At 65.0% G+C, this 24230-nt stretch carries 23 protein-coding genes; 10 read left to right on the plus strand and 13 right to left on the minus strand.

The window, feature by feature from the left end; all coding sequences use genetic code 11:
- Window positions 1-51: 51 nt before the first annotated feature.
- The 5 genes from I6F28_RS22305 to cobS all read right to left on the minus strand — a co-directional run bounded on the left by I6F28_RS22305 (window position 52) and on the right by cobS (window position 6037).
- Window positions 52-459, minus strand: coding sequence for a hypothetical protein (locus I6F28_RS22305; protein ID WP_036014633.1), 408 nt, complete (start codon window positions 457-459; stop codon window positions 52-54).
- A gap of 115 nt (window positions 460-574) precedes the next feature.
- A complete protein-coding gene (locus tag I6F28_RS22310; RefSeq protein ID WP_225141080.1) occupies window positions 575-1687 on the minus strand; it encodes an NADH:flavin oxidoreductase/NADH oxidase in 1113 nt (370 codons plus the stop codon).
- A gap of 208 nt (window positions 1688-1895) precedes the next feature.
- Window positions 1896-2999: an esterase-like activity of phytase family protein gene (locus tag I6F28_RS22315; protein WP_036014638.1), complete on the minus strand. Its 1104-nt coding sequence runs from the start codon at window positions 2997-2999 to the stop codon at window positions 1896-1898.
- Window positions 2996-4897, minus strand: a complete 1902-nt coding sequence (gene cobT / locus I6F28_RS22320; protein WP_036014640.1) for a cobaltochelatase subunit CobT — start codon at window positions 4895-4897, stop codon at window positions 2996-2998. Before cobT ends, I6F28_RS22315 begins: the two co-directional genes overlap by 4 nt.
- A gap of 141 nt (window positions 4898-5038) precedes the next feature.
- Complete coding sequence (gene cobS, locus I6F28_RS22325) at window positions 5039-6037, minus strand: cobaltochelatase subunit CobS (RefSeq protein ID WP_036014642.1); 999 nt, start codon at window positions 6035-6037, stop codon at window positions 5039-5041.
- Between the two features lie 294 nt (window positions 6038-6331).
- On the opposite strand from cobS, the gene I6F28_RS22330 reads away from it, so the two are divergent.
- Together I6F28_RS22330 and I6F28_RS22335 are read left to right on the plus strand one after the other, a co-directional pair.
- Window positions 6332-6985: a DedA family protein gene (locus tag I6F28_RS22330; protein WP_036026250.1), complete on the plus strand. Its 654-nt coding sequence runs from the start codon at window positions 6332-6334 to the stop codon at window positions 6983-6985.
- 140 nt (window positions 6986-7125) lie between these two features.
- Window positions 7126-8025, plus strand: a complete 900-nt coding sequence (locus I6F28_RS22335; protein WP_225141082.1) for an EamA family transporter — start codon at window positions 7126-7128, stop codon at window positions 8023-8025.
- Here the strand turns inward: I6F28_RS22335 and I6F28_RS22340 are convergent.
- Genes I6F28_RS22340 through I6F28_RS22355 form a run of 4 tightly spaced genes read right to left on the minus strand, consistent with a single transcriptional unit; the run spans window position 8022 to window position 10495 of the window.
- Window positions 8022-8504: a DUF1178 family protein gene (locus I6F28_RS22340; RefSeq protein ID WP_036014648.1), complete on the minus strand. Its 483-nt coding sequence runs from the start codon at window positions 8502-8504 to the stop codon at window positions 8022-8024. The genes I6F28_RS22335 and I6F28_RS22340 overlap by 4 nt on opposite strands.
- Window positions 8501-9379, minus strand: a complete 879-nt coding sequence (locus tag I6F28_RS22345; protein WP_036014649.1) for a carbon-nitrogen hydrolase family protein — start codon at window positions 9377-9379, stop codon at window positions 8501-8503. Before I6F28_RS22345 ends, I6F28_RS22340 begins: the two co-directional genes overlap by 4 nt.
- Entirely contained in the window at window positions 9376-9651 is a 276-nt protein-coding gene (gene grxC, locus I6F28_RS22350) for a glutaredoxin 3 (RefSeq protein ID WP_036026245.1), read from the minus strand. Before grxC ends, I6F28_RS22345 begins: the two co-directional genes overlap by 4 nt.
- 34 nt (window positions 9652-9685) lie before the next feature.
- Window positions 9686-10495: a ComF family protein gene (locus I6F28_RS22355; RefSeq protein ID WP_225141084.1), complete on the minus strand. Its 810-nt coding sequence runs from the start codon at window positions 10493-10495 to the stop codon at window positions 9686-9688.
- A gap of 64 nt (window positions 10496-10559) precedes the next feature.
- On the opposite strand from I6F28_RS22355, the gene I6F28_RS22360 reads away from it, so the two are divergent.
- Window positions 10560-11408 carry a methyltransferase domain-containing protein gene (locus I6F28_RS22360; protein WP_057027793.1) on the plus strand — a complete coding sequence of 283 codons (849 nt, stop codon included), beginning with the start codon at window positions 10560-10562 and terminating at the stop codon, window positions 11406-11408.
- A 119-nt stretch (window positions 11409-11527) separates the two neighbouring features.
- Here the strand turns inward: I6F28_RS22360 and I6F28_RS22365 are convergent, their stop codons facing one another.
- Window positions 11528-11938, minus strand: a complete 411-nt coding sequence (locus tag I6F28_RS22365; protein ID WP_225113640.1) for a (deoxy)nucleoside triphosphate pyrophosphohydrolase — start codon at window positions 11936-11938, stop codon at window positions 11528-11530.
- 137 nt (window positions 11939-12075) lie between these two features.
- Here I6F28_RS22365 and I6F28_RS22370 point away from each other — a divergent pair, with 137 nt between their 5' ends.
- Entirely contained in the window at window positions 12076-13401 is a 1326-nt protein-coding gene (locus I6F28_RS22370; RefSeq protein ID WP_225141086.1) for a TadE/TadG family type IV pilus assembly protein, read from the plus strand.
- Between the two features lie 43 nt (window positions 13402-13444).
- Here the strand turns inward: I6F28_RS22370 and argJ are convergent, their stop codons facing one another.
- Window positions 13445-14686: a bifunctional glutamate N-acetyltransferase/amino-acid acetyltransferase ArgJ gene (gene argJ, locus I6F28_RS22375; protein WP_225141088.1), complete on the minus strand. Its 1242-nt coding sequence runs from the start codon at window positions 14684-14686 to the stop codon at window positions 13445-13447.
- A gap of 100 nt (window positions 14687-14786) precedes the next feature.
- Window positions 14787-15701, minus strand: coding sequence for a peptidylprolyl isomerase (locus I6F28_RS22380; protein WP_225141090.1), 915 nt, complete (start codon window positions 15699-15701; stop codon window positions 14787-14789).
- 352 nt (window positions 15702-16053) lie between these two features.
- On the opposite strand from I6F28_RS22380, the gene secA reads away from it, so the two are divergent.
- Window positions 16054-18894, plus strand: coding sequence for a preprotein translocase subunit SecA (gene secA / locus I6F28_RS22385; RefSeq protein ID WP_225141092.1), 2841 nt, complete (start codon window positions 16054-16056; stop codon window positions 18892-18894).
- 477 nt (window positions 18895-19371) lie between these two features.
- The gene (locus I6F28_RS22390) at window positions 19372-19776 is read left to right on the plus strand and encodes a DUF6006 family protein (protein ID WP_225141094.1); all 405 of its coding nucleotides are present in this window, start codon (window positions 19372-19374) and stop codon (window positions 19774-19776) included.
- A gap of 86 nt (window positions 19777-19862) precedes the next feature.
- Here the strand turns inward: I6F28_RS22390 and I6F28_RS22395 are convergent, their stop codons facing one another.
- Window positions 19863-20306, minus strand: coding sequence for a MarR family winged helix-turn-helix transcriptional regulator (locus I6F28_RS22395; protein WP_025032676.1), 444 nt, complete (start codon window positions 20304-20306; stop codon window positions 19863-19865).
- A gap of 37 nt (window positions 20307-20343) precedes the next feature.
- Here I6F28_RS22395 and I6F28_RS22400 point away from each other — a divergent pair, with 37 nt between their 5' ends.
- The 4 genes from I6F28_RS22400 (at window position 20344) to I6F28_RS22415 (ending at window position 24230) form a co-directional block, all read left to right on the plus strand.
- On the plus strand, window positions 20344-20598 hold the full coding sequence (locus tag I6F28_RS22400) for a hypothetical protein (RefSeq protein WP_162131185.1): 255 nt from the start codon (window positions 20344-20346) through the stop codon (window positions 20596-20598).
- Window positions 20486-21670: a substrate-binding domain-containing protein gene (locus I6F28_RS22405; RefSeq protein ID WP_036026234.1), complete on the plus strand. Its 1185-nt coding sequence runs from the start codon at window positions 20486-20488 to the stop codon at window positions 21668-21670. The genes I6F28_RS22400 and I6F28_RS22405 overlap by 113 nt, the downstream gene beginning before the upstream one ends.
- Before the next feature lie 151 nt (window positions 21671-21821).
- Entirely contained in the window at window positions 21822-23336 is a 1515-nt protein-coding gene (locus I6F28_RS22410) for an amidase (protein ID WP_225141096.1), read from the plus strand.
- A gap of 36 nt (window positions 23337-23372) precedes the next feature.
- Entirely contained in the window at window positions 23373-24230 is an 858-nt protein-coding gene (locus I6F28_RS22415; protein WP_025032673.1) for a branched-chain amino acid ABC transporter permease, read from the plus strand.

Below are 24230 nucleotides of genomic sequence, written 5' to 3' on the forward strand. Positions count from 1 at the left end.
GGCTGTCCTTCGAGACGCCCGCTTCAGGCGGGCCCATCCTGACAAAGAGAGCTACTTACGCAGCCTGGCCTTGGCGCCGGCGACGATCTGCATGGCGACGCCGGCCATCCAGCCGACCAAGACGAGCCAGGTCCAGGCCATGTGCGGATCGAGCCGGAGCACGATCACGGCGACCGAGGCGAAGGCGGTGAGCGTGGCGGAGAGCGTGCCGGCGGCGCTCATGAGCTCGGCGGCGTCAATTTGGCTGTGCGCATCGTCGAAAGGCATCTGCGGCGTGTCGATGCCGAGATAGAAGCCGATGCCGCCGAGCAGCATCATCAGCAGCAGGAAGCCCTGCGTGGTGAGGGTGGGGATCGCCGAGCCGACATAGGCGCCGACGAACAATCCGCACGCGGCCCCCGCCATGGCAAGGCCAACGCGCTCGAACACATGGGCAGTTTTACGAAAACGAAAGCGCATGGCCAGCCTCCGCGAGGCGTTGAGTATGGAGAGGTTAGGCCAGTTTTGGGGGGCATGGAAGGTGAGGAGGTTTACGGATGCGTGAGGGGTGGCAGCGCGCGCACCCCACTCGCTCTCACCTCGCCCCGAACGTGGTCTTGCCGAACAGCGCCTTTTGCGTGGACGGCTGCGAGCGCCAATATTGCGGCGGCGCCTCGACCACGCCGCCGAGCTCGGCGGCGGCGTGCCAGCCCCAGCGCGGATCGTAGAGCAGGCCGCGGGCGAGCGCGACCATGTCGGCCTTGCCCGACGCGACGATCTCATCCGCGTGCTTCGACTCGGTGATCAGGCCGACGGCAATCGTGGGCAGGCCGGTTTCGCGCTTGATCGCCTCTGCAAACTGCACCTGATAGCCGGGGCCGAGCGGAATCTTCTGCAGCGGCGAGACGCCGCCGGACGATGCATCGATCCAGTCGACGCCGCGCGCCTTCAACGCGTTCGCGAATTCGATGGTCTGTGCCAGATCCCAGCCGCCCTCGACCCAATCGGTCGACGACACCCGCATGCCGACCGGCTTGTCGGCGGGGAACGCGGCGCGCACCACGTCGAACACCTCCAGCGGAAAGCGCATGCGGTTCGCGAGGCTACCGCCATATTCGTCGGTGCGCTTGTTAGAGATCGGCGACAGGAATTGATGCAAGAGATAACCATGCGCGCCATGGACCTCGATGGCGTCGATACCAAGCCGCGCGGCGCGCTCGGTCGAATGGACGAAGGCCTCGCGGATGCGCTTCAGGCCTGCCGCATCCAGCGCCAGCGGGGCGGCCTCGCCCTCCTTGTGCGGCACCGCCGACGGCCCGACCGTCTGCCAGCCGCCCTGCCCTTCCGGAATCAATTGGCCGCCGTCCCAGGGGCGGGCGCTGGAGGCCTTGCGGCCGGCATGGGCGAGCTGCATCGCGATCGCGGTGGAGGAATGCTTGCGCACCGAATGCAGGATCGGCTTCAGCGCGGCCTCGCAGGCGTCGCTGTAGAGCCCGAGGCAGCCCGGCGTGATACGGCCGATCGCCTCGACATGCGTCGCCTCGATGCAGAACATCGCCGCGCCCGACAGGCTGAGATTGTTGATGTGGGTGAAGTGCCAGTCGGTGGCGACGCCGTCATCGGCCGAATATTGGCACATCGGCGACACCACGAGGCGGTTCTTCAACGTCAGGCCGCGCAGCTTGATCGGGGAAAACAGGACGGACATGCGGGGAGTTCCGGGGGATGGAGGGAGATGGGATCAGTGTAGTGGGCGCGCGGCGGATTGCTAGCGGGGCGCCGGAATGGCGGGTCGCCTGTTCGTGCATTCCGGCAATGGCTTGATGGTCAGCTGCGCCACAGACTCTGCCGTCATCCCGGGGCGCGCCTCGCGCGAGCCCGGGATGACGGCGGAGTTTGCCGCAGGGCAGTGCCGGCTACTCCGCCAGCGTGAATTGCAGCAGCAGGGTTCGCTGCAGCATCGAGAAATTGTCGTCGGAGATCAGGGTCAGCACCGTCTCGCCGTCGGCGGTGACGTGGGCGTCGATGCCTTCCATGTTGTCGATCTCGTGGCCGAGATCGGCGGCGAACAGCGTCAGGCCGTCGACGACGGCGCCCGGCGCGATTCCCTTCAGCGGGATCGCGCGGATGCGGATGTTGACGCCGGTGAACCAGGAAAATTTACGTTCGAGGATCAGCAGATCGCCCGAGGGCAGCAGCACCGCGTCGCTGATGTCGAAATTCTCCGAGCGCCGCACGCTGAATTGGCCGGGCGTCGAGCCGCCGATCAGGAAAGCGAGGAGGTTGCCGTCGGCATCGAGCCCGCGCTCGGAAAAGGCGATCAGCGTGCCCGCGAGCGGCTGGGCCTGGCTCTTGCCCGGTCCCTGCGCTTTGGGCACGACGACCATCGCCTCCAGCCCCTTGTTGTAGGGCAGCTTGCGCAAGGCCGGCGGGACGGCGATCACTTCGCCGCGGGCGCCGGTAGCACCCTTGGCGAAATCATAGCGCAGGATCTGGTTGACGCGTTCGAGCCCGACATAGACGAGGTTGCCGTCGCGCGCGAGCGACTCGGTATCGTACCAGAGCCGCTTCTCGGTGATCGGCCGCCCGTCGGCGCCCAGCACCGGCGCGGCCTCGACGTCGGCGAGCCCAATCATCTCGCGGCCGGAATAGCGGATGCTGCCGGTGAACCAGCCGCCCTGATCGGAGATCGCGAGAAAGCGCTCGCCCTTGCCGTCGAGGAAGCGGAGGCCCGACAGCCCGCCGAAGCCGCGATAGGGCGAGGTCAGCACCAGGCCGCTGCGAAAATCCAGCGAGCCGAAGCGCGTGCGCGAGCGGTCGCGCGGCTCGAAATTGGCAATGCTACGCGCGTTGACCTCGACGCTGACCGGCGCGGTGACGGCATGCTCGAGCTGGAGGGCGCGCGGCGGCGGCTCGGTCTTGGGCTGCAGCTGCGCCTGCGCCAAGCGCGGCAGCGCGAGAGTGGAAAATCCCGCCGCCGCGAGGCTGACGAAGCTGCGGCGGGATGGATGCGTGCTCACGAATGCAATTTGCGTCGCGGGCGACCGGCCGCTTGCGTTGGCGCCGTGTTGGTCTCGCTGAAGAGCTCGGCAAGCTTTTCGGTGATCGCGCCGCCGAGTTCTTCCGCGTCCACGATCGTTACCGCGCGGCGATAATAGCGCGTCACGTCATGGCCGATGCCGATCGCGATCAGCTCGACCGGCGAGCGGGTCTCGATCTCCTCGATGATGTGGCGCAGATGCCGTTCGAGGTAGTTGCCGGGATTGACCGACAGCGTGGAATCGTCGACCGGCGCGCCGTCCGAGATCATCATCAGGATCTTGCGCTGCTCGGGCCGGCCGAGCAGGCGCTTGTGCGCCCAGTCCAGCGCCTCGCCGTCGATGTTCTCCTTCAAGAGGCCCTCGCGCATCATCAGGCCGAGATTTTTTCGCGCACGGCGCCAGGGGGCGTCGGCGGACTTGTAGATGATGTGGCGGAGATCGTTGAGGCGACCGGGATTGGCCGGCTTGCCGGCGGCAAGCCACGCCTCGCGCGATTGCCCGCCCTTCCAGGCGCGCGTGGTGAAGCCGAGAATCTCGACCTTGACCCCGCAACGCTCCAGCGTGCGCGCGAGGATGTCGGCACAGGTCGCCGCGACCGTGATCGGGCGTCCGCGCATCGATCCGGAATTGTCGAGCAGCAGCGTCACCACGGTGTCGCGGAACGTCGCCTCCTTCTCGTGCATGAAGGACAGCGGGTGATAGGGATCGGTGACGACGCGTGACAGGCGCGCCGGGTCGAGAATGCCCTCTTCGAGATCGAACTCCCAGGCGCGGTTCTGCTGTGCCATCAGGCGGCGCTGCAACCGGTTGGCGAGACGGGCGACGATGCCCTGCAGATGTGCGAGCTGCTTGTCGAGATAGGCGCGCAGCCGCTCCAGCTCGTCATGGTCGCAGAGGTCCTCGGCGGCGATGACCTCGTCGAACTTGGGCGCGAAGGCGTGATATTCCGGCCCACGCGGCTCGTTCCTGCCGTGCTGGTTCGGGCGCGTCGCCTCGCCCGGCGTCTCGTCGTCACCGAGCTCGCCGTCGTCGAAGGTGTCGGAGGTCGAGGCCTGCGCGCTTTCCATCGCGCTCTCGCTCATCTCCTCCGATGTTGCCTGCGCCTGGTCGGCGCTCATTTCCTGCGCGGCGTCGGAATCGGGCGAGCCTTCGGCGCCGGACTGGTCGTTGTCGCCGTCCTGGTTCTCCTCGTTCTCGTCATTGTCTTCGCTGTCGGCGTTGCGCTCGTCGCCGAGCTCGAGTGCCGACAGCAGGTCATGCACGGCATCGCCGAACTTGGTCTGATCCTCGAGCACGCCGTCGAGCCGGTCGAGCCGCTTGCCGATCTTGTCTTCGAGGATCGGTCGCCAGAGATCGACCATCTTCTTGGCCGCCGTCGGCGGCGCCATGCCGGTGAGGCGCTCGCGCACCAGCATCGCCAGCGCGTCCGCCAGCGGCGCGTCGGCGCGGTCGGTGATCTCGTCGAACTTGCCGCGGTGGAAATGGTCGTCGAGCATCGCGGTGAGGTTCTTGGCAACGCCCGCCATGCGGCGCGCGCCGATCGCCTCGACGCGGGCCTGCTCCACCGCCTCGAACACGCCGCGCGCCTGCGGATTGCCGGGCATCAGCTTGCGGTGAACCTTGGGATCGTGACAGGCGAGCTTGAGCGCGATGGAATCGGCGTGGCCCCGCACGATCGCGGCGTCACGCTTCGTCATCTTGCGCGCGGGCTCGGGCAGCCGCGCTTTGCCGGGCGCAAGGCCCGGGCGCTCGGCCGCGAAGGAGACGTCGAGCTCGGGCGCCTTCGCGATCGCCTTCAGACAGGAGGCGACCGAGCGCTTGAACGGCTCGGTCGGTGCTTCCTTGTTGCTGCGGAATTTGGAGTTGGAGGCGGTCATCTGACCCTATCTGTCGTCCCGGCGAAGGCCGGGACCATAACCACCGGCCGCTCTTGTGTCAGGAAACTATCAGCGTCGCTTCAATCGAGACATCACGCGGTATGGGTCCCGGCCTTCGCCGGGACGACACACCGTGAGAGATCAGCTCAGCGCGACGTTGATTGCCGATTCCGGCAGCTCCGCATTGAAGCAGCGCTGGTAGAACTCGGCGACCAGGGGCCGTTCGAGCTCGTCGCATTTGTTGAGGAAGGTGACGCGGAAGGCGAAGCCGATATCGCCGAAGATGTCGGAGTTTTCCGCCCAGGTGATCACCGTGCGCGGGCTCATCACCGTCGACAGATCGCCATTGGCGAAGGCGTTGCGGGTGAGGTCGGCGAGGCGCACCATTTTGTTGACGATGTCGCGGCCCTCCTGGGTGCGATAGTGCTTGGCCTTGGCCAGCACGATCTCGACTTCCTCGTCGTGGCTGAGATAGTTCAGCGTGGTGACGATCGACCAGCGGTCCATCTGGCCCTGGTTGATCTGCTGGGTGCCGTGATAGAGGCCCGAGGTGTCGCCGAGGCCGACGGTGTTGGCGGTGGCGAACAGCCGGAACGCCGGATGCGGCTTGATCACCTTGTTCTGGTCCAAGAGCGTCAGGCGGCCCGAAACCTCCAGCACGCGCTGGATCACGAACATGACGTCCGGGCGGCCGGCGTCGTATTCGTCGAACACCAGCGCGACGTTGTTCTGCAGCGCCCAAGGCAGGATGCCGTCGCGAAATTCAGTGACCTGCTTGCCGTCGCGGACCACGATGGAGTCCTTGCCGACGAGGTCGATACGGCTGATGTGGCTGTCGAGGTTGACGCGCACGCAGGGCCAGTTCAGGCGTGCCGCGACCTGCTCGATATGGGTGGATTTGCCGGTGCCGTGATAGCCGGTCACCATCACGCGGCGGTTCCTGGCAAAGCCCGCGAGAATGGCCAGCGTGGTGGCGCGGTCGAAGCGGTAATCGGAATCCACTTCGGGCACATGAGGATCGACTTCGGAATAGGCCGGGACTTCGAGATCACTGTCGATCCCGAACACCTGGCGCACCGACACCTTCATGTCGGGCAGGCCGGAAACTTCCTCAACTTTGGACAGGGCGGCGGTCGTCATCAATCCTCCGAGGTCCCGGGCGGTCCCGAAACCGGTTATTCGCACGTTGGCTGCGGCTGGGTGCTGAAAATCAACCTATCAGAGACAACGAGCCGGCAGAAGCCCGCCCACCAATCAAAGTTCCGTTGTCTTTTCATTTAGATAGGCAAGGAACGCAGTTTTTGGAGGGCTGCCTTGCGAATCACGCCGAAATTCGGGCGCGTCGGCCCCAATCCGTGCGAATGGTACTTTGGCCGTAGGCAGTTACTTATGTAGGGTCCGAAGCCCTCATGCTCCAGCCCTTCAAGAGACGACGTGACGTCCTTCCTCGATCCCCTCATCGCCTTCGTTTCCGCCCATGCGTGGCTGGCCTATCTGACCCTGTTCCTGGCGGCGCTGCTCGAAGCCGTTCCGGTGGTGGGATCGGTGATCCCCGGCTCGACCATCATCCTGGCGCTGAGCGCCCTGATCCCCGGCGGCGAATTGCAGCTGCCATGGGTGCTCTTGGCGGCCGCAACTGGTGCCGTACTCGGCGACGGGGCGGCCTATTGGATCGGGCACAGGCGGCAGCGCGAGATCCTCAACACCTGGCCGCTGACCAATTATCCGCGCGTGGTCGCGGAGAGCGAAAACTTCTTCAACCGCTTCGGCACCTGGGCCGTGTTCTTCGCCCGCTTCGTGCCGCCGATCCGCGCCTTCGTGCCCGTGACCGCCGGCGCGCTGGGCATGGCGCCCACGAAATTCTATGCCGTGAACATCCCGGCGATCCTGGCCTGGGCGCCCGCCCATGTGCTGCCGGGCGTCTTGGCCGTGTCGGCCCTGCATGAATATGCCGGGCTGCATCATCATGCGCATGTCGGCAAGCACATCTGGATGCTGACCGTTGCAGGGGTTGCGATCGTGCTGGGCGTGGGGATGTGGATCTATCGCCGACGGTATGGCGGCGCGACGGCCAAGCCGCAGGTTTAGGCAGACGCTACATCACAACCGTCGTCCCTGCGTTCGCAGGCACCGAGTTTGTGCGAGAGCATCGCACCCATGACATCCGTGTGATTGACCTGCTCCACCGCTAGCGGCACGTTGGCCCGGATCCTCGCGCCCGCCACCCCATGTTCACCATCGCCAGCCTCTGGATTCCCTTCACCATCGTTGCCGCGCTCGGGCAGGTCGCGCGCAATGCGATGCAGCGGTCGTTGACGAAGCCGCTGGGGACCTGGGGCGCGACCAATATCCGCTTCCTGTTCGGCTTTCCGTTCTCGCTGCTGTTCCTGGGGCTGGTGCTGCTCGCGACCGGCGATCATCTGAGCCCGCCGCCAGCCGTGTTCTGGCCATGGCTGCTGTTGGGCGCGCTCAGCCAGATCGTCGCCACCGGGCTGATGCTGCTCGCGATGAACGACCGCTCGTTTGTCGTGACGACGGCCTACCTGAAGACCGAGGCGATCCAGACCGCGATATTCGGCTTCGTCTTCCTCGGCGATCACCTGACCTGGCTGAAGGTGCTCGCGATCATGATCGCCACCGTCGGCGTCGTCATCACCGCGCTCCGCCCCGGCGGCGACAAGAGCTTTGCCGAGCTGAAGCCGACCATCACCGGCCTCGTTGCCGCGGCGGCCTTCGCGCTGTCAGCGGTCGGCTTTCGCGGCGCCATCATCAATGTGCCCGGCGTGTCCTTCGTGACCGCGGCGTCAATTACGCTGGCGCTCGGCCTGTTCGTGCAGACGCTGGTGCTGACGATCTACCTGCTCTGGCGCGCGCCGGACGTGCTCCGAGGAATCCTCAGGTTATGGCGACCGTCGATGCTCGCCGGCTTCATCGGCGCCTTCGCTTCGCAATTCTGGTTCCTCGCCTTTGCACTGACGGCGGCCGCCAACGTCCGCACACTCGCGCTGATCGAGGTGCTGTTCGCGCAAGCCGTGGCGTATTACTCGTTCAAGCAGCCGATCGCACCGCGCGAGCTTGCGGGCATTGCGCTGATCGTCGTCGGAGTCGCTGTGCTGGTGGGAGCTTAATTCCGGTCTTCCGGCAGGGTCGGCAGCGGTGAGACCTCGATGCCTTCGTCAATCAGCGACTTCGCCTCTTCGGGCGAGGCTTCGCCATAGATTGGGCGGTGCTCCTTGTCGCCGTAATGCATGGCGCGGGCTTCGTTGGCGAAGCGCTCACCGACATTGTCGGCGTTCTTGACGATGTGGTCGCGCAGCTCTTTCAGCTTGGCGCGCAGCTCGCGCTCCTGCGCCATCAGCAGCGAGGTCGGCCCTGACGGCGCAGCCTCGGGCGTGGTCGCGGCCACGGGCTCCGGCGGCGGCGTGGCGCGGCCGCGCCCCTTCTTGCCGACGATGCGCGGCGCCATGATCGCCTTGTCGACCTTGGCTGAGCCGCAGATCGGGCAGGTCACGAGTTTGCGCTTCACCTGCGAATCATAGGCCGACGAGCTCTGGAACCAACTTTCGAAGGCGTGATTGCGGTCGCAGTGGAGCGCGTAGCGGATCATGCCGAGCCCCGCACGAGGTGCAAATGGTCCGGCCCGGCCTTGGGATCGGAGACGCCGAAGCGGCGGCCGTGCTGGAGCGAGGGAATCGCCCGGCGCGCGGTCTCGACCTTGGCCGGGTCGATCCTGGCCATGATGATGCCCGGCTCGACATCGCCTTCGGCGAGGATCTCGCCCCAAGGATCGACGATCAGCGAATGCCCGTAGGTCTCGCGCTTGTTCTCGTGGGTGCCGGCCTGCGCCGCGGCGAAGACGAAGCAGCCGGTCTCGATCGCACGGGCTCGCAGCAGCACGTGCCAATGCGCTTCACCGGTCTTGCGGGTGAAGGCGGACGGCACGGTGATGAAATAGGCGCCGCTTTCTGCGAGCGCACGGTACAGCGCCGGGAAGCGCACATCGTAGCAGATCGTCAAGCCGATGCGGCCCCAGGGCAGATCCGAGATCACGGCGGTCTCGCCCGGCTGGTAATTGGCGGATTCGCGATAGCTCTCGCCGTCCGGCAGCTCGATGTCGAACATGTGGATCTTGTCGTAGCTCGCGAGCACATTGCCCTCGGGCCCGATCAGGAAGGAGCGGTTGACCGCCTTCTCCGGCGAGAAGCGCAGCGCCAGCGAGCCGACATGGAGGTGAATCTTCAGCTCCGCCGCGAGCGCCCGGTAGGCCTTCAGCGAGGCGTCGTCCTCTTCGCTCTGGAGATGCTCGAACAGCGCCTTGCGGTTCAGCTGCATCATGTTGCTGACTTCGGGTGTCTGCACGTAATCGGCGCCATCGGCCGCAGCCTGCCGGATCAGCTTCGTAGCCTGCTCGAGGCTCGGCCCGGGCATCAGGCCGGTGCGCATCTGCACCATGGCGGCCGTGAACGTGCGGTTCTCGCTCATGATACCGCCTTCACGCTTTCGAGCATGCCATCGAGCTTGCCTTCGCGATCGAGCGCATAGAGGTCGTCACAGCCGCCGACATGGGTGCCGCCGATCCAGATCTGCGGGAAGGTCGAGCCCTGGCCGGCGCGGCCGTACATTTCCTGGCGCCAGGACGGGTTCTTGGCGACGTCGAATTCGGTGAAGGTCGCCTTCTTGCGGGTCAGCAGTGACTTGGCGGCGGAACAATAGCCGCAGCCCGGCCGGGTGTAGATCTCGACAGCAGCAGTCATTCGTCTGGCGCTCTCATGTCATGAATTCATTGAATTATATGGGACGGGGCCCGCTCTCGACAACCCGGGCAAAGACCAGCACGTCGACCTGGGCCGCCTTGGCGCGGAGCAGGGCCCGCGCGCAGGTGTCGAGCGTAGCCCCTGACGTCAGGACATCGTCGATCAGGACAACGCGGCGGCCCTGGACCTCGGCCTGACGGTCGGGAGATACCTGAAATGCGCCCTGCACATTGGTGGCGCGCTGGGCCCGCGACAGGCCGATCTGCTGCTCGGTGGCGCGCACCCGCCGCAGCACGTCGCCCCGCACCTTGATCCCGCTCTGCCGCTCGATGACACGCGCGAGCGCGCCCGACTGGTTGTAACGGCGCCGCCAGGCCCGCCGCCAATGCAGGGGCACGGGCACCAGCATGTCGGCGCCGGTCAGCAACTCGCGGCCCGCGCGCGCCATCCAACGGCCCATGGCCGGTGCCAGATCGGTACGGTCCTGATATTTCAGCGCATGCACCAGCGTGCGCGCGACGTCGTCGTAGCGTACCGCCGCGCGGGCGCGCTGGTAGGTCGGCGGGCTCGCGATCGCCTCCATCGACAGCATCTCGGGGCCGGGGTCGTAAACGAAGGGAATGCCGAGCCGCGGGCAATAGGGCCGCTCGATGAACGACAGCCGCGCCCAGCAGGAAGCGCAAACGCCCTCGCCATCGACCGGCTCCCGGCACGATACGCACTGTGTCGGCAGGGCGATGTCGAGCGCGAGCCGCGCCGCCCGCGCCAGCACGTGGCGGCCGGCCGTCCACGCGCTCCGCAGCGGTGCGGCGATGGAACGGATGGGGGGAGCGTCGGCTTCCATGTGGGGAGGCTAACGCTGCACGCAGCGGATTGCCAGAACTGTGGAGATCGGCGTAACCAGCGGCATGGTCCGGACCGCTCAAATCCCGCCCGCCTTGTTTGATCGTGCCTTGCTGCAGAGGCGGCAGCAGCGCGCCCAGGCCCAAGGCGCGGTCACATTCCTGCTCGAGCGGGTCGCCGAGGACATGTCCGACCGCTTGGCAGCGGTGATGCGGGAGTTTCACGCTCCCGCCGACCTCTGGACGCCCGGCGCGGGACTGGCGGCGTTGCGCACGCGGCTTCCCTCCATCGAACACATCGCGCTCGACGCGGCCGGCGCGGAGAAGTTGCCCCTCGCGCCTGAGAGCCTCGATCTCGTCGTCTCGGCGCTGGCGCTGCAATACGTCAACGACCTGCCGGGTGTGCTCGCGCAAATCCGCCGGGCACTCAAGCCGGACGGGCTGCTGCTTGCTGCCATGATCGGCGGCGACAGCCTCACCGAGCTGCGGCAGGCGTTTGCCGCGGCGGAAGCCGAATGCGAGGGCGGTGTGTCGCCGCGCGTGGCGCCGTTCGCTGACCTTCGCGACATCGGTGCGCTATTGCAGCGGGCAGGCTTTGCGCTGCCGGTGACCGACGTCGACCGTGTCGTGGTGCGCTATGCCAATGCGTTCGCCTTGATGCAGGATCTCCGCCGCATGGGTGCGGCAAATGTGCTGATCGAGCGGCGCCGCACACCGAGCCGGCGCGCGACGCTGCTGCGCATGGCCGAGATCTACGCCGAGCGTTTTGCCGATGCCGACGGCCGCATCCGTGCGACCTTCGACATCGTCTGGCTCTCGGGCTGGGCCCCGCATGCGAGCCAGCAGCAGCCGCTGAAGCCGGGGTCGGCGAAAGCGAGCCTAGCGGAGGCGGTGAAGAAGGCGGGGAAGGAGTGATCTCTCTCTTCCGTCATGGCCGGGCTTGTCCGGCCATCCACGTCTTTCGGGCTGGCAAGAAGGCCGTGGATGGCCGGGACAAGCCCGGGCATGACGCCAGAGAGCGGTACGCTTCGACCTCACATCAACAAATCGATCAGATGCGGGATCAGCGGAATGTCCGCGGGCGGCATCGGATAGTCGCGCAGTTTGTTGGCGCGGACCCAGGCAAGGTTCTGGCCCTCGCGTGCGGTGACCAACCCCTCCCAGCGCCGGCAGATATAGAGCGGCATCAGCAGATGGAAGGTCTCGTAACCGTAGCTGGCGAAGGTCAGCGGCGCGAGGCACGGCTCGGCGACGTCGATGCCGAGCTCCTCATGAAGCTCCCGGATCAGGCTCTGCTCCGGCCGCTCGCCCGGCTCGAGCTTGCCGCCGGGGAATTCCCACAGGCCGGCCAGGGCCTTTCCTTCCGGGCGCTGCGCGATCAGGACGCGTTTGTCGGCGTCGACGAGCGCGCAGGCCACCACCAGTGTCAGTTTGAGATCGGCCATGCGCGTCTGTCGCTCGCTGAGATCGTTTGCAACGGTTTGTTAACCTCGTTGCAGTCTACGTTTCCAAGGTCACCATAAGTCATATTTAATCCGCAGTTCCTAGAGTGGGAACTCTTTAAACCACTCCAGGCCACCTCATGCGCGCTGCGCTTTCGGCTCTCCTCCGCCGGTTCGTTGACGACCGGCGCGGCAATATCGCAGTGATTTTCGCACTCGCCTGCGTTCCCCTGATCAGTGCGGTCGGCTGCGCCATCGACTATTCGCGCGCGACGCTGATCCAGTCCAAGCTTCAGGCCGCGGCGGATGCCGCCAGTGTCGGCTCGATCGCCAAGGCTTCGCCCGCCTTCAAGGCCGCCGGCAACATGACTGCGGACGGCTCGATTTCGGTCGGCGTCACGGACGCCACGAACATCTTCAATGCCAATCGCACCAGTCAGTCCGGCTACACGCTGACCGGCCTCACACCGACCGTGGTCAAATCCGGCTCGACCGTCACCGCGACGGTTTCGTTCACCGCAACTTTGAACACCATGTTCCTCGGCGTGATCGGCAAGTCGGTGCTGACGTTGAGCGGCACGTCGAAGGCGACGGCCAGCATGCCGCTCTATATCGATTTCTACCTGCTGCTGGACAATTCGCCGTCGATGGGCGTCGGTGCGACCCCGGCCGACGTGCAGAAGATGGTCAACAACACGTCAGACAAGTGCGCTTTCGCCTGCCACGATCTCAAGGACAAGAACAACTATTACGACCTTGCCAAGAAGCTTGGCGTGACCACCCGGATCGACGTGCTTCGGAGCGCCACCGAGTCCTTGATGGATACGGCAAACGCCACCGAGACCTATTCAAACCAGTTCAGAATGGCGATCTATGATTTCGGCGGCTCTGCAAGTTCGCTCGGCCTGCGCAGTCTGTTTTCGTTGTCGGCCTCTCTCTCCAGCGCCAAGTCGGCGGCCGGCAAGATCGACTTGATGTCGGTGAACGGCCAGAACGAGAATAACGATCAGGATACCCCATTCACCGCGGTCTTTCCCGCGATCAACGGCGAGATCAGCTCCCCCGGAAGCGGCACGTCGGCCAGTCCGCTCAAATACCTGTTCTTCGTGTCCGATGGCGTGGCCGATGAGAGCAACACCGGATGCCTGAAACCGCTCTCGGGCAGCACGCGGTGCCAGTCGCCGCTCAACCCTGCGCTTTGCAAGACGATGAAGGATCGCGGCGTCAAGGTCGCGGTGTTGTACACGACGTATCTCGCGCTGCCGACCAACCCCTGGTACATGAAGTGGATCGATCCGTTCAATGCCGGCCCCTATGGCCCGTCGCCGAACAGCCAGATCGCACAGAACATGCAGAGCTGCGCTTCGCCGGGCCTGTATTTCGAGGTCAGCCCGACGCAAGGCATCGCGGACGCCATGAACGCGCTGTTCAAGAAGGCGGTCGCGGACGCGCGGATCTCCGGATGATGGCGCTCACCTCTCCCCGTAAGAACGGGGAGAGGGAGAAGACCTACGACCTGTAGTCCCCGTTGATCGCCACATATTCCTTGGTGAGGTCGCAGGTCATGACGCGGTCGCGGCCTTTGCCGAGGCCGAGCGAGACCAGAATCGCAATCTCCGGCGCCTTCATCGCTTCCGACACCTGCGCTTCGTCATAATCGGGATCGCGCGCCCCGCGCTTGGCGACGCGGATGCCGTTGAACGAGATCGACAGCTTGTCGCGATCGGCCGGCTCGCCGGCCTTGCCGACGGCCATCACCACGCGGCCCCAATTGGCATCCTCGCCGGCGATCGCGGTCTTCACCAGCGGCGAGTTCGCGATCGACATCGCGATCTTGCGAGCCGAGGCCTTGGTCTTGGCGCCCTCCACGGTGATCTCGACCAGCTTGCGCGCGCCTTCGCCGTCGCGGGCGACCTGCTCGGCGAGATTGGCGAGCACCTGGTTGAACGCCTTGACGAAGGCCTTCAGGCGCGGGTCGCTGGCGCGGCTGATCTTCGGCGCGCCCTGCTCAGCGGCGGCGCCGGTGGCGAAGGCCAGCAGCGTATCCGATGTCGAAGTGTCGCCGTCGATGGTCACGGCGTTGAACGTGTCCTCGACGCCGCTCTTGAGCAGCGCCTGCAGCGCGGCGGGCGCGATCGGCGCGTCAGTGAAGATGAAGGACAGCATCGTCGCCATGTCGGGCGCGATCATGCCGGCGCCCTTGGCCATGCCGTTGATGGTGACCTTGGCCTTGCCGAGCTTGACGGTCGCGGTCGCCACTTTCGGGAAGGTGTCGGTGGTCATGATCGCCTTGGCCGCGGCCAGGTAATCGCCGGGCTCGGCGGCTTCGGCGAGGCGACCGAGCACGCCGTCGAACTTGGTGGCATCCAGCGGCTCGCCGATCACGCCGGTCGAGGCCAGGAAGATTTCGCTCTCGCTGCAGCCGACCGCCTTGGCTGCGATCTTCGCCGTCAGCGCGGTGGAGGCGCGGCCGGTCTTGCCGGTGAAGGCGTTGGCATTGCCGGAATTGACCACCAGCGCGCGCGCCTTGCCGCCCTTCAGCTTGGCGCGGCACCATTCCACCGGAGCCGAGGGGCACTTCGACCTGGTGAAGACGCCGGCGACCGCAGTGCCCTTGTCCATCACCGCGAGCAGCACGTCGGTGCGGTTCTTGTAGCGGATGCCGGCTTCGGCCGTCGCCAGACGGATGCCCGCGATCACAGGCATATCAGGGACGGTTTTGGGGGCGAGCGGGGAGACGGAGGAGGACATCGCGAGCGCCTTGGTAGGGTCTGGACATGCAGATGGCCGGGGGGGCCCCGGCCATTGCGACGTTAGATATACTTGGCGTCCGCGAAGTGACAGCGAATTCTTACTTCTTCGCCGGCGGCGCCATCTTGCTGTCGGACGGCTTCGCCTCCGGCTTGGCGTCCTTCGACGCATCCGCCGCCGGCTGGTCCAGCCGCTCGACCTTGGCTTCGGTACGCAGCTTGGCGACATACTCGGCCTGGGCCTTGCGGGTCACGTACTGCTCGATCTGGGCCTTGACCTGCTCGAAATCGGGCGCCTTGCGGTTGCGCTTTTCCTCGACCTTGATGATGTGCCAGCCGAACTGCGACTTCACGGGGTCGGAGATCTTGCCGGGCTCCAGCGAGAAGGCCACGGCCGAGAATTCCGGCACCATCTGCTCCTTGGTGAAGAAGCCGAGGTCGCCGCCATCGGCGGAGCCGGGGTCCTTGGACTTCTTCTTGGCGAGCTCGGCGAAATCGGCCCCCTTCCCGAGCTCGGCCTTCACCGCCTTGGCCTCGTCCTCGGTTTCGACCAGGATGTGGCGGGCGCGCACCTCCTGCTCGCCGGTGATCTGCTTGGCGGCCTCCTCATAGACCTTCTTCATGGCGTCCGGCGTGGTGGCGGCCTTGCCCTCGCTGGCGAGCAGGCTGTCCATCAGAAGCCGGTTGCGGGCGAAGGCCAGGCGCTTCTTGAACTCCTCGCCGTCGGCGATTTTCCTGTCTTCGGCAGCCTTGCTGACGATCTTCATGTCGATCAGGAACGACAGGACGTTCTCGTCCTTGGTCGCTGGGTCCATCTGGGCGAGGCTCGGCCCGAGTTCCTCCTCGGCCATGGTGACGTCGCTCTTCTTGATTTCCGCGCCATTGACCTTCGCCAGCACCGGATCATCGGCGGCCCGGAGCGGGCCCGCAAACGCCAGGGACAGCGCCAGAGCGAGGCTGCCAGCCAGGGCGGACGCGGAGCGGAAGCGCTGGGTTGCCGGGAACGAGGTGGTCATGGAAAATCCTTATGTTGAAGCAGGGGGCTGCTCGAGCGGGGCGGACACTCGCCCAATCAGGGGGGCTTGGCAACGCGAAAAGTCTGTCAAAATGATGAATTAGCCGCACTGCGCCCGCCGTTGACAAGGCCCCGACCGGGCCATATCTCTGCGCGGTCGCGACCATGGCGATGGCGTTTATTTTGCTGCGTTTTTGGCCGTTGAACCCAGACTTGCCCAATTCCCACCCATATGGCGGATGTCCCCCGCAGTCCGGGCTCTGACGCCGCGAAGCGTCACGGTGAGTTGATAGGCGGGCGGGTGACAACTTCTTAGGCCCAACGCGGTTGAATCGCGAACACAGGAACCAGGCATGATCGGCGCGCTCGCCCGCAAGTTTTTCGGCTCCGCCAACGACCGGCGGGTGAAGGGATATCAGTCCCGCGTCAACGCGATCAATGCGCTGGAGCCCGAGGTCTCGAAGCTCTCCGACGAGGCGCTCAAGGCCCGCACCGCGGAATTCAAGCAGCAGCTCGCGAACGGCAAGACGCTGGACGATCTCCTCGTCCCGGCCTTCGCCACCGTGCGCGAGGCCGCCAAGCGCACGCTCGGCCAGCGCCATTTCGACGTCCAGCTGATTGGCGGCATGGTGCTGCACGAGGGCGACATCGCCGAGATGAAGACTGGCGAAGGCAAGACGCTGGTCGCGACGCTTGCGGTGTATCTGAACGCGCTCGCCGGCAAAGGCGTCCACGTCGTCACGGTCAACGACTACCTCGCCCGCCGCGACTCCGGCTGGATGGGCCAGATCTACGGCTTCCTCGGCATGACCACCGGCGTGATCGTGCACGGCCTCGACGATGCCGAGCGCAAGGCGGCCTATGCCTGCGACATCACCTACGGCACCAACAACGAATACGGCTTCGACTATCTCCGCGACAACATGAAGTACCGGCTCGAGGACATGGTCCAGCGGCCGCACTTCTTCGCCATCGTCGACGAGGTCGACTCCATTCTGATCGACGAAGCGCGCACGCCGCTGATCATCTCCGGCCCGCTCGACGACCGCTCCGACTTCTACAACACCATCGACGGCTTCCTGCCGAGGCTCGACAAGACCGACTACGAGGTCGACGAGAAGCAGCGCACGGTGACGCTGACCGAAGGCGGCATGGAGAAGATCGAGACGCTGCTGCGCGATGCCGGCCAGCTCAAGGGCGAGTCGCTCTACGACGTCGAGAACGTCTCCGTCGTGCACCACATCAACCAGGCCCTGCGCGCTCACACGCTGTTCACGCGCGACAAGGACTACATCGTCCGCGACGGCGAAGTCGTCATCATCGACGAGTTCACCGGCCGCATGATGCCGGGCCGCCGCTATTCGGAAGGCCTGCATCAGGCGCTGGAAGCCAAGGAGCACGTCCAGGTCCAGCCCGAGAACCAGACGCTGGCCTCGATCACCTTCCAGAACTACTTCCGCATGTACGAGAAGCTGGCGGGCATGACCGGCACCGCCGCGACCGAAGCGGACGAATTGTTCGACATCTACAAGCTCGAGGTCGTGGAGATCCCGACCAATCTGTCGATCGCGCGCCTCGACGAGGACGACGAGGTCTATCGGACCCAGAAGGAAAAATATCAGGCCATCCTCGCCGAGATCGAGCGCGCCAATGCGCGCCTGCAGCCGGTGCTGGTCGGTACCGCCTCGATCGAGAAGTCGGAGGTGCTCGCCGAATTCCTCAAGAAGAACGGCTACAAGCAGATCGATTTCGGCAAGGAGGGCGCGCTCGACAAGCTCTATGCCGCCGCCCGCGCCGGCAAGCCGGCGAAACTGTTCGCGGTGCTGAACGCGCGCTTCCACGAGCAGGAAGCCTACATCGTCGCCGAAGCCGGCGTGCCGGGCGCGATCACGATCGCCACTAACATGGCCGGCCGCGGCACCGACATCAAGCTCGGCGGCTCGCTGGAGATGCGCATCCAGCAGGAGACTGCTGATATCACCGACGAGGCCGAGAAGGCCAAGAAGATCGAGCAGATCAAGGCCGATATCGAGCACTTCCGCGACATCGTGCTGAAGGCCGAGGAGACCGTCGAGGTCGAGACGGCCAAGGGAAGCAAGCCTGCCAAGACCGTGAAGAAGCCCGGCGGCCTCTACATCATCGGCTCCGAGCGCCACGAATCCCGCCGCATCGACAACCAGCTGCGCGGCCGTTCCGGCCGTCAGGGCGATCCCGGCCGCTCGAAGTTCTTCCTGTCGCTGGAAGACGACCTGATGCGCATCTTCGGCTCGGACCGTCTCGACAGCATGCTGCAGCGTCTCGGCCTGCAAGAGGGCGAGGCCATCATCCATCCCTGGATCAACAAGGCGCTGGAGAAGGCGCAGCAGAAGGTCGAGGCGCGCAACTTCGACATCCGCAAGAACCTGCTCAAGTTCGACAACGTCCAGAACGACCAGCGCAAGGTGATCTTCGACCAGCGCGTCGAGCTGATGAAGGACGAGAGCGTCGCCGAGACCGTCGCCGACATGCGCCACGCCTTCATCGACGACCTCGTCGCCAAGCACGTGCCCGAGCATGCCTATGCCGAGCAGTGGGACGTCGCCGGGCTCAAGGACGAATTGAAGCGCGTGCTCGATCTCGACCTGCCGGTCGACGAATGGGCCAAGGAAGAGGGCATCGCCGACGAGGAGCTGCTGACTCGCATCGAGACCAAGGCCGACGAACACATGGCGGCCAAGGTCGCGCAATGGGGTCCCGACGTGATGCGTTACGTCGAGAAGACCATCCTCTTGCAGACGCTCGACCATCTCTGGCGCGAGCACCTGATCATGCTCGACCATCTGCGCCAGGTCATCGGTCTGCGCGGCTACGGCCAGCGCGATCCGTTGCAGGAGTACAAGACCGAAGCCTTCAATCTCTTCCAGGAGATGAGCGCTCACTTGCGCGAGGCCGTCACGGCGCAGCTGATGCGCGTCGAGATCGTCCCGCCGGAGCAGGAGGCCCCCGTCCTGCCGCCGATGGAGGCGCACAAGTTCGATCCGAACACCGGCGAGGACGAGATGGCTCTCGCCAGCGTCACCCTCGGCGCCCAATCCACCGACGCGGCGTTGCGCGACCCGAAGAACCCGACGAGCTGGGGCAAGGTCGGCCGCAACGAGGACTGCCCGTGCGGTAGTGGCAAGAAGTACAAGCACTGCCACGGGCGGTATGCTTGATCGATGACCTCAAAACCCAGCGAACTCGCGGTGTTGTCTTGGCCCACGAGTTCGCCAGGCGTCGAATGCTTTCGATCCATATGATGCCTGCTGGTCTTCCGTTGCATAACGAATGGTAGGCGCACGCCATTGAGGATGGCTGGCGCACAATTGTCAGACGGTCCTTTATCCGTCACGCGCGGCTGAGCACGCTTCAGTCATCTGGCAACCCGCCTCAGCGCCTGTTCCTGTGATCACTCCGGAGTGCTGCTGCTTCTGCAGATGGCCGGCGGCCACTCGCTCGCGCGGCTGCGTCGCTGAAGAACTCTTCACCCGGAGAGCCAATGGTCAAAGCGCGGCATCGCGTCTCGGCGAACGCCCTCGGGTAGACCATCCAATTTTTTACCACTGCTCATTGTGATCTGGATCACCGCTACAGAGCTCAATCCGTGGTTTGATTGAATCACGAGACGTGGCCTGAAAATTGGGAGCCAGACAATGTCCAAACGCGCGCTGCCAACCGCCTTTTGTGTCCTTGCCATGAGTTTTTACGCCTGCGGTTCCGCCCCTGCGAGCCAAGTGGGCGGATGGTGGGGCGGAACATGGTCGTGCAACATCGACGGCCGCCCGGCCCGGATGAAATGGGCCGCCGTCGATGACAGTCAGACAACCTGCAACGGCAACACTTGCACCAGCACTTCGGGAGCACGCTGGTCAGGCCGCTTCTCAGATAATGGCTCGCGATGGGTGAAGTTGACAAATCCACGCACCGGAACCCAGGGCGGCGTGTACTTCAACCATGCCGACGGCAACAAATGGTATCTAGCCAAGCCGGTCAGCAACAAGGCCGCGGGCTGGACGACATGGAATGGCCAACGCTATCGCCTCTCGTGCTGGCGATGATGCGCGAGTGCTTTCCTCTGGCTATGCATTGAAACGGCAGATGTGTGTGTGCGCTTCGCAAGGCGCCACGCTCCACTTCACGAGGTCTAATTCGAGCTGTCGATCAAGCTCTCCAGCAGCCGCTTGAGCTCGCTCGTCGACTTGTCGCCGTAGCTCTCCAGGATGTGCTCCTCCTGGTCGACCGCGAGCGAGTTGAGCTTCTTGCACAGCACCTTGCCGCGGTCGGAGATGAACATCAGCACCTTGCGGCGGTCGTTCGGGTCCTGCACGCGGTAGACCAGCGTGTCGGAGACCATGCGGTCGATCATCTTCGTGAGCGTCGGATGGTTGAGCAGCACGGCGTCCGCGAGCTCGCCCATCGAATGGCCCTCGCCGTCCGACAGCACTTTCAGGATGCGCCATTGCTCGACCGGCACGCCCTCCTTGCTCAACCTCAGTTCGAGCTGCCGGTTGATTTCCCGGTTGGCTTGCGCGAGCAGGTAAGCGAGGTGTTCGGTGATTGGGGAATTTTGTTTCGGCGGTTTTGCCACGGCTGAGACTTCGCCTTGACCCAAATGAGTGAATGTCTTGCAATCGATGCTGCATCTATATGCACTTCAATTCTTGAATATTCAATATTTTCAAAATAAGATCATTGCCCAACAAAAGGGCGGAAGCCGCGGCCGCCTGCTCAATGTGCTTTCAGGTCTGGCCTCAGACAGGAGTTGGCGTGCGCGCGACGGTGAACTTCCCGGCTCACGGCGGCTCGGCGTTACCGCCGTCCTTGCTGTTCAGGAATCTGTCGTCTTCGGCAGCTGGCGGTGCCTTGTCGCCGCACGGTGACGCCTTGTTCAAGCGCCGCGGCGTCAACAAGCTGCGCGTCGGCGGCTTCATCTGCTGCACCGGCTCGCCTGGCGTGTGGGGCCCGTGTGCCACGAACAGCGCGCAGCTTGCCGTCGCCGAGATCAACAAGCGCGGCGGCATTCTCGGCCGCGAGCTCGAGCTGTCGATCTACGATGCCGGCGGGCCGCTGGATGAGGTTCTGGACCGCGCCGAGCAGGCAATCGCATTCGACGAGGTCGATCTGATCGTCGGATTGCACACCAGCGCGGTTCGCGTGGGCCTCCGCGACGTCACCACACGCCACCGCATTCCCTATATCTACACGCCGGTCTACGAGGGCGGCGAGCGCACGCCCGGCGTGATGGCGATCGGCGAGACGCCGCGCTGGCAGAGCCGCCCCGCCATCCATTGGCTCGCGGACGTCAAGAAGGCCAAACGCTGGTACCTGATCGGCAGCGACTACGTTTGGCCCTGGCAATCGCATCGCGCGGTGAAGAACTACATCAAGGAAACCGGCGGCCGCGTCGTCGGCGAAGAGTTCGTCCCGCTCGGCGAAGACAATCACGGGCCGCATCTGGCGCGGATCCGCGCCGCCAAGCCCGATGTCGTGTTGATCTCGCTGATCGGTACCGACAGCATCACCTTCAACCGGGCCTTCGGCGAATGTGGGCTAGGCGCCACGACGCTGCGGCTCGCGGGCGCGATGGACGATACCGTGCTACTCGGCATCGGCGCCGACAACAGCGAGAACATGTTCTGCGCTTCCGGCTACTTCACCGGCACCGGCGCGCGCGCCAATGACGACTTCCAGAGCCGTTATCACGCGATGTTCGGGCCGAATGCGCCGCCGATCGGCTCGGTGGGGCAATCGAGTTACGAAGGCCTGCGCTTCCTCGAAGCCGTTGCGAACAAGGCTGGTTCGCTGGCGATGCGGCCGCTGCTCGCGGCCGGCCGCAACATCGTCTACAGCGGCGCCCGCGGTCGGGTTACTGTTTGCAACGGGCACGTGCGGATGCCGATGCATCTCGCCGAGGCCGACGGTCTCGATTTCAAGCTGATCAAGCCGCTCTGACCGCCTCGCGACTAGACCGGCCGGCGCATTTGCAAAATAATACTTGAAAAGGAAAATATTTCCGTTTTGAATGTTTCGGCGAGGCCGCGGGTGCGTGCGTCGCGCCGGGGCGGCCACGCCCAACGTTGCAAAGAACTTCAAGGAGAGCGCCGTGACCGTTGCCCTTCCCACGCCAGCCCAACTTCGCAGTGTCGCCGAGCAGTGCGGCCTTTCGCTCACCGACGAGGACGTCGCCTCGTTCCGCGGTCTCATGCAGGGCTCGATCGAAGCCTACAATCTCGTTGCCGCGATGCCGGACGAACTGCCCGAAGTGAAATATCCGCGCACGCCGGGCTACCGGCCCTCGGCGGAGGAGAACCCGCGCAATGCCTGGTATCGCAAGTCGACCGTGCAGGGCGCCGCCAGCGGCAAGCTCAAGGGCAAGACCGTTGCGCTGAAAGACAACATCATGCTGGCCGGCGTGCCCATGACCAACGGCTCGTCGACCTTGGAAGGCTATGTGCCCGATTTCGACGCCACCATCGTCACGCGCATGCTGGATGCCGGCGCCGAGATCAAGGGCAAGGTGCATTGCGAGCATTTCTGCCTGTCCGGCGGCAGCCACACCGGCTCCTACGGGCCGGTGCATAATCCGCACAAGATGGGCTACTCGGCCGGCGGCTCGTCGTCGGGATCGGGCGTCGTGGTCGCGCTCGGCGAGGTCGACATGGCCATTGGCGGCGACCAGGGCGGCTCGATCCGCATGCCGTCGTCGTTCTGCGGCATCTACGGCATGAAGCCGACCTGGGGCCTCGTCCCCTACACCGGCATCATGCCGATCGAGATCTATGTCGATCACACCGGTCCGATGACGGCAACGGTCGAAGACAATGCGCTGCTGCTCGAGGTGCTCGCCGGGGACGACGGCTACGATCCGCGCATCAAGGCTCCGAAGGTCGAGGAATACACCAAGGCGCTAGGCCAGGGCGTCAAGGGCATGAAGATCGGCATCGTCAAGGAAGGCTTCGAGCAGCCGACCGCCGAGTCTGCGGTGAATGAAAGCGTGCGCGAGGCCGCAAAGCGCTTTAGGGATCTCGGCGCCACGGTCGAGACCGTCTCGATCCCGATGCACCTGATGGGCGGGGCGATCTGGACGCCGATCGGCACGGAAGGCCTGACCCAGACCATGATGTTCGGCGACGGCTACGGCCTCAGCCGCGGCGATCTCTATTCGACCTCGCTGATGGATTTCCATCGCGGCTGGCGTCGGCAGGCCGATTCGCTGTCCGAGACCACGAAGCTGTTCATGATGCTCGGCACCTACATCAACAACAATTTCGGCCCTCGCTTCTACGGCAAGGCCCTCAACATCTCGCGCCGGCTGACCGCGGCCTACGACAAGGCGTTTGGGGATTACGACCTGCTCCTGATGCCGACGACGCCGATGAAGGCGACCAAGCTGCCGGAGCCCAATGCCAGCCGCGAGGAATATGTCGCCCGCGCGCTCGAGATGATCTCCAACACCGCGCCGTTCGACATCACCCATCATCCGGCGATGTCGCTGCCCTGCGGCATGGTCGAGGGCTTGCCCGTCGGCCTGATGCTGGTCGGCCGCATGTTCGAGGAATCCACCATCTACCGCGCCGCCCATGCCTTCGAGCAGATCGGCGACTGGAAGAAGATGTGAGGAAACCTTTGCTTCAACTCGGCGGAAACGCAACGCATGGCTAACGCGTTCGTCGCGGCGTTCGAGATCCTGAGCTTCGGCGCGATCATCGTCCTGATCGTGCTGGGGCTCGGGATCATCGCCAGCATGATGGGCATCTTCAACTTCGCGCAGGGCGAGTTCGTCCTGCTCGGCGCCTACATCACCTATCTCGCTTATGCCAAGGGCCTGCCGATCTGGGCGGGCATGGTTGCAGCGCCTTTCGTCGTCGGTGCGCTCGGCTTCGTGCTGGAGGCGCTGATCATCCGGCGATTCTACGCCGCGCCGATCGTTGCCATGCTCGGCACCTATGCGCTCGGCCTGATCATCCGCGAAGCCGTTCGCGGGCTGATCGGCGGCTTCTATCTCACCGTGCCGGAGCCGATCGGCGGATCGATCGACATCGGCGCCATGCATATCTCGGCGTGGCGCTTCACCATCATCGTCATCACGCTGCTGGTGATGGGCCTCTGCTATCTCTTGCTGTCGCGCACCAGCTTCGGCCTGCGCGTGCGGGCGACGTTGGAGAACCCGTCGCTGGCGCGTGCGTCAGGCATCTCGACGCCGCTGATCTACGGCGCCACCTTTGCCTTTGGCGCTGCACTCGCCGGCCTTGCCGGCGCGCTGATCGTGCCGGTGTTCAGCCTGTTTGCCGATCTCGGCCTGCGCTTCCTGATCCAGGGCTTTGTCGCGGTCATGGTCGGTGGGGTCGGCTCCTTCATCGGCCCGGTCGCGGGCGCCGGCGTTATCGGCACGCTGAGCGCGGCGCTGCCCTGGGTGATGGCACCCGTCGTTGCCGACGTCCTCGTCTTCGTGCTCGCCATCGTCTTCATCAAATTCCGTCCGCAAGGTCTCATCGCTGGAAAAGGGGTTTAA

The sequence above is a fragment of the Bradyrhizobium sp. NBAIM14 genome, from assembly GCF_020193895.1.
Classification (GTDB): Bacteria; Pseudomonadota; Alphaproteobacteria; order Rhizobiales; family Xanthobacteraceae; genus Bradyrhizobium; species Bradyrhizobium yuanmingense.

Coding starts and splice junctions, on each gene's coding strand:
- I6F28_RS22370 (WP_225141086.1), top strand. CDS start 12,076: ATGCGCGCTGCGCTTTCGGCTCTCCTCCGCCGGTTCGTTGACGACCGG.
- I6F28_RS22310 (WP_225141080.1), bottom strand. CDS start 1,687: ATGTCCGTCCTGTTTTCCCCGATCAAGCTGCGCGGCCTGACGTTGAAG.
- I6F28_RS22380 (WP_225141090.1), bottom strand. CDS start 15,701: ATGACCACCTCGTTCCCGGCAACCCAGCGCTTCCGCTCCGCGTCCGCC.
- I6F28_RS22415 (WP_025032673.1), top strand. CDS start 23,373: ATGGCTAACGCGTTCGTCGCGGCGTTCGAGATCCTGAGCTTCGGCGCG.
- cobS (WP_036014642.1), bottom strand. CDS start 6,037: ATGACGACCGCCGCCCTGTCCAAAGTTGAGGAAGTTTCCGGCCTGCCC.
- I6F28_RS22345 (WP_036014649.1), bottom strand. CDS start 9,379: ATGAGCGAGAACCGCACGTTCACGGCCGCCATGGTGCAGATGCGCACC.
- grxC (WP_036026245.1), bottom strand. CDS start 9,651: ATGACTGCTGCTGTCGAGATCTACACCCGGCCGGGCTGCGGCTATTGT.
- cobT (WP_036014640.1), bottom strand. CDS start 4,897: ATGACCGCCTCCAACTCCAAATTCCGCAGCAACAAGGAAGCACCGACC.
- I6F28_RS22390 (WP_225141094.1), top strand. CDS start 19,372: ATGTCCAAACGCGCGCTGCCAACCGCCTTTTGTGTCCTTGCCATGAGT.
- I6F28_RS22355 (WP_225141084.1), bottom strand. CDS start 10,495: ATGGAAGCCGACGCTCCCCCCATCCGTTCCATCGCCGCACCGCTGCGG.
- I6F28_RS22340 (WP_036014648.1), bottom strand. CDS start 8,504: ATGATCCGCTACGCGCTCCACTGCGACCGCAATCACGCCTTCGAAAGT.
- argJ (WP_225141088.1), bottom strand. CDS start 14,686: ATGTCCTCCTCCGTCTCCCCGCTCGCCCCCAAAACCGTCCCTGATATG.
- I6F28_RS22360 (WP_057027793.1), top strand. CDS start 10,560: ATGGTCCGGACCGCTCAAATCCCGCCCGCCTTGTTTGATCGTGCCTTG.
- I6F28_RS22335 (WP_225141082.1), top strand. CDS start 7,126: ATGTTCACCATCGCCAGCCTCTGGATTCCCTTCACCATCGTTGCCGCG.
- I6F28_RS22305 (WP_036014633.1), bottom strand. CDS start 459: ATGCGCTTTCGTTTTCGTAAAACTGCCCATGTGTTCGAGCGCGTTGGC.
- secA (WP_225141092.1), top strand. CDS start 16,054: ATGATCGGCGCGCTCGCCCGCAAGTTTTTCGGCTCCGCCAACGACCGG.
- I6F28_RS22365 (WP_225113640.1), bottom strand. CDS start 11,938: ATGGCCGATCTCAAACTGACACTGGTGGTGGCCTGCGCGCTCGTCGAC.